The organism is Streptomyces sp. GC420 (genome assembly GCF_009916105.1).
Classification (GTDB): Bacteria; Actinomycetota; Actinomycetes; order Streptomycetales; family Streptomycetaceae; genus Streptomyces.
This window is the reverse complement of the sequence record NZ_JAAAXQ010000574.1, coordinates 1-3,424: the sequence shown is the minus strand read 5'-3', so window position 1 is coordinate 3,424 and position 3,424 is coordinate 1. Positions and strand designations below refer to the sequence as shown.

General features: G+C 72.6%; 3 protein-coding genes. 1 reads left to right on the top strand and 2 read right to left on the bottom strand.

The genetic code is table 11. The features are described 5' to 3' along the window. Positions 1 to 138: 138 nt before the first annotated feature. The gene (locus GUY61_RS36335) at positions 139 to 1,014 is read right to left on the bottom strand and encodes an undecaprenyl-diphosphate phosphatase (RefSeq protein ID WP_166634565.1); all 876 of its coding nucleotides are present in this window, start codon (positions 1,012 to 1,014) and stop codon (positions 139 to 141) included. A 474-nt stretch (positions 1,015 to 1,488) separates the two neighbouring features. Between GUY61_RS36335 and GUY61_RS36330 the strand changes: the two genes are divergently transcribed. Next, positions 1,489 to 2,574, top strand: a complete 1,086-nt coding sequence (locus GUY61_RS36330; RefSeq protein WP_166634564.1) for a cation diffusion facilitator family transporter — start codon at positions 1,489 to 1,491, stop codon at positions 2,572 to 2,574. A 93-nt stretch (positions 2,575 to 2,667) separates the two neighbouring features. Here GUY61_RS36330 and GUY61_RS36325 read toward each other — a convergent pair whose 3' ends face one another. Then, the gene (locus tag GUY61_RS36325; RefSeq protein ID WP_166634563.1) at positions 2,668 to 3,405 is read right to left on the bottom strand and encodes a TVP38/TMEM64 family protein; all 738 of its coding nucleotides are present in this window, start codon (positions 3,403 to 3,405) and stop codon (positions 2,668 to 2,670) included. Positions 3,406 to 3,424: the final 19 nt, after the last annotated feature.

The following is a 3,424-nucleotide window of genomic DNA, read 5'->3' as shown; positions in this document are numbered from 1 at the left end:
CACCAGCAGGGGGCCGTCCGGCCCGGCCGCCGCGCGGCCCCGGGCAGGGCCCGCCCGTGGGCCCCGCCCGGCACGCGTGAAGGCCCCCGCGGAGTTCCGACTCCACGGGGGCCGACGTACGGTGCGGCGCGGGCCCGCTCAGTCCCCGGACTCACCCGCGTGGGGAGACAGCACGTCCGTCCCCACCAGCACGTAAAGCGCCAGGCCGAGGGCGATCCGGTAGATGACGAAGGGCATGAAGCTCTTCGTCGTGATGAACTTCATGAACCAGGCGATGACGGCGTAACCGACGCCGAACGCGATGGCCGTCGCGAACACCGTCGGGCCCCACGAGACGTGGCCGCCCTCCGCCGCGTCCTTCAGTTCGAACAGACCCGAGGCCAGCACCGCCGGGATCGCCAGCAGGAAGGAGTAACGGGCCGCGGCCTCGCGGGTGTAGCCCATCAGCAGGCCGCCGCTGATCGTCGCGCCGGAGCGGGACACACCGGGGACCAGCGCCATCGCCTGGCAGACACCGAAGATCAGGCCGTCGCGCACGCTCAGGTCCTTGAGCGCCTTGCGCTCCTTGATGGCGCGGTGCTTGCCGCCCAGCTCGTCACGGGCCGCGAGCCGGTCCGCGACACCGAGGATGATGCCCATGACCACCAGGGTCGTCGCGGTCAGCCGCAGATCACGGAACGGGCCCTCGATCTGGTCCTTGAAGGTCACGCCGAGCACGCCGATCGGGATCGACCCGATGATCACGAGCCAGCCCATCTTCGCGTCCTGGTTGCCGCGCAGCGTCTTGTCGAACAGCGAGCGCGACCAGGTGGAGACGATGTTGGTGATGTCCTTGCGGAAATAGATCAGCACGGCGGCCTCGGTGCCGATCTGAGTGATCGCGGTGAAGGCCGCTCCGGGATCACTCCAGCCGGCGAAGGCCGCGGTGAGACGCAGATGCGCACTGGACGAGATCGGCAGGAACTCGGTCAGGCCCTGGACGAGCCCGAGGATGAAGGATTCGAACCAGCCCATCAGTACTGCGCCACCCCGCGAAGGCTCGTGCCCCGGCCGCCGGACGCGCGGCTCGGGCGGGGGTGTCTGACGGTCATCGGATCTACGGGTGCGGTCATGGAGGTGTGGGCCTGCTCGGGGCTCGTGGGGACTGACGACGGAAGGGAGCAACGGCCGCCAGTGGATCAGCGACCGGTCGTGATGCAGCGTATCGGCATCGCGGGAACGGCCGGTGCGACGCCCCCCTCGCGCTCCCTGTCCCGAGCTCGGGCCGGGCCCGCGGCCGAGTCGGCCCCACAGGCCGCCGCTCCTCCGTTGTCGTGGAATGTTCGCTGGTCAGCGCGTTGTTAACGGTGATGACAACGGTCACCGATGCAGCCTTTGCCAGCGGGGTCACCGATGCGTTTCACTGCCAGGGCAGGCGTGGAAGGACAGGCTGGGAAGACCCGGGAAGAGCGTCGCGCGCGGGAAGAGCGGAAGGGAATGGTGTACGGCATGGGCGTCGAGCACGGCCGGCACGGCCAGGACCAAGGCGGGAACGGCCACGGCCGCGCCGGGGGCTCACACGCCGGGCACCGACACGGCGGCGGCCACGCCGGGCACTCGCACTCGCACGCGCTCTCCGCGGACGCCGACCGGCGCTGGCTCGGCCTCGCCCTCGCGCTGATCACCGGATTCATGGCCGTCGAGGTCGTGATCGGTGTCGCCGCCCGGTCCCTCGCGCTGATCTCCGACGCGGCGCACATGCTGACCGACGCCGCGTCCATCGCGCTCGCGCTGATCGCGATGCGGCTCGCGGCCCGCCCCGCGCGCGGCGGCTACACCTACGGCCTCAAGCGCGCCGAGATCCTCTCCGCCCAGGCCAACGGTCTTTCCCTGCTCCTGCTCGGCGCCTGGCTCGCCTACGAGTCGGTGGGACGGCTGATCGACCCGCCCGACGTGCACGGCGGCCTGGTCACCGTCACCGCGCTGGCCGGCGTCCTCGTCAATGTGGCGGCCACCTGGTGCCTGTCCCGCGCCAACCGCTCCTCCCTCAACATCGAGGGTGCCTACCAGCACGTTCTCAACGACCTGATCGCCTTCATCGGCACCGCCGTCGCCGGTCTCGTCGTGCTGCTCACCGGCTTCGCGCGCGCCGACGCCATCGCCACCCTGTTCGTCGTCGCCCTGATGGCCAGGGCGGGCTACGGGCTGCTGCGCGACTCCGGCCGCATCTTCCTCGAGGCCGCCCCCGCCCACGTCGATCCCGACGAACTCGGCGACCGGCTGGTCTCCCAGCCGCAGGTCGTCGAGATCCACGACCTGCACGTCTGGCAGATCACCTCGGACCAGACCGCACTGTCCGCCCATGTCCTGGTGGCGCCCGGCGGGGACTGCCACGCGGTACGCCGCGAACTGGAGGACCTGCTGCGCTGCGGCTACGGCATCACGCACACCACGCTCCAGGTGGACCACACCGCCGATGAACTCCTGCAGGTGCGGGGCACGCGCCCCGGCAGCGTCACCGAGCCGCCCGTGGAGCACGCCCACTGCGAGGATCCGCACGGCCCGGTGCACCGCGAGGAGGAACACGCCCACTGAGCGCACCGCCCGCAGCGCGCCGGGGCCCCGTCGCCTCGCCGGCCTCGGTGCCGGCGACCGCCAGGACGGCGCCGGAGCTCACCGCGCCGGGTGTCAGCTGCCGCCCAGCCGGTGCCGCCTGCGCCAGGCCACACCCATGGCCACGGCCCCGGACACTGCGATGAAGCCCATCGCCACCAGGAACACCGGCGAGGTCGGGGTCGCGGCCCGGCTGCCGGCAACGACGTACGCGGCGGTGTTCGGGACGCAGCCGATGGCTGTCGCCAGCAGGAACGGCAGCGAGCGCATCCGGGACACCGCCGCGCAGTAGTTGGCCGCCGCGAACGGCACCCCGGGGAAGAGCCGCACCGCCAGCATCGAGCGGAACCCGTGCCGGCTGAGCTGCCCGTCCGCGGCCTTGAGCCAGCGCCCCCGCAGCAGCGGCCGCAACGCGTCCTGCCCCAGGACACGGCCGAGGCCGAAGGCGATGCCCGCGCCGAGCACCGTGCCCGCGACGGCCGCGGTCAGTCCAGCCTGGGAGCCGAACAGCGCCCCGGCGCCCAGATTCAGCAGCGGTCTGGGGACCAGCGCCGCCGTGCACACCCCGTACGCCGCGCCGAAGAGCAGGACCGCGCCGGCCCCGCGCACGTGCGCGGGCCAGCCGTCGGCCAGCAGCCGCTGCGGTTCGAGCAGCAGAACGACGACGCCCGCGGCCGCGAGCAGCACGAGCAGCAGGGACAGCCGCGACCACGGGTGCAGCAGAACCCGGGTGCAGCGGGCGGCGAGACCGGCCGGCCCGGTGGGGACGGCCGGTGCGGCGGGGACGGCGGGGACGGCGGGGACGGGCCGCACGGTGACGACGCTGTCTCTT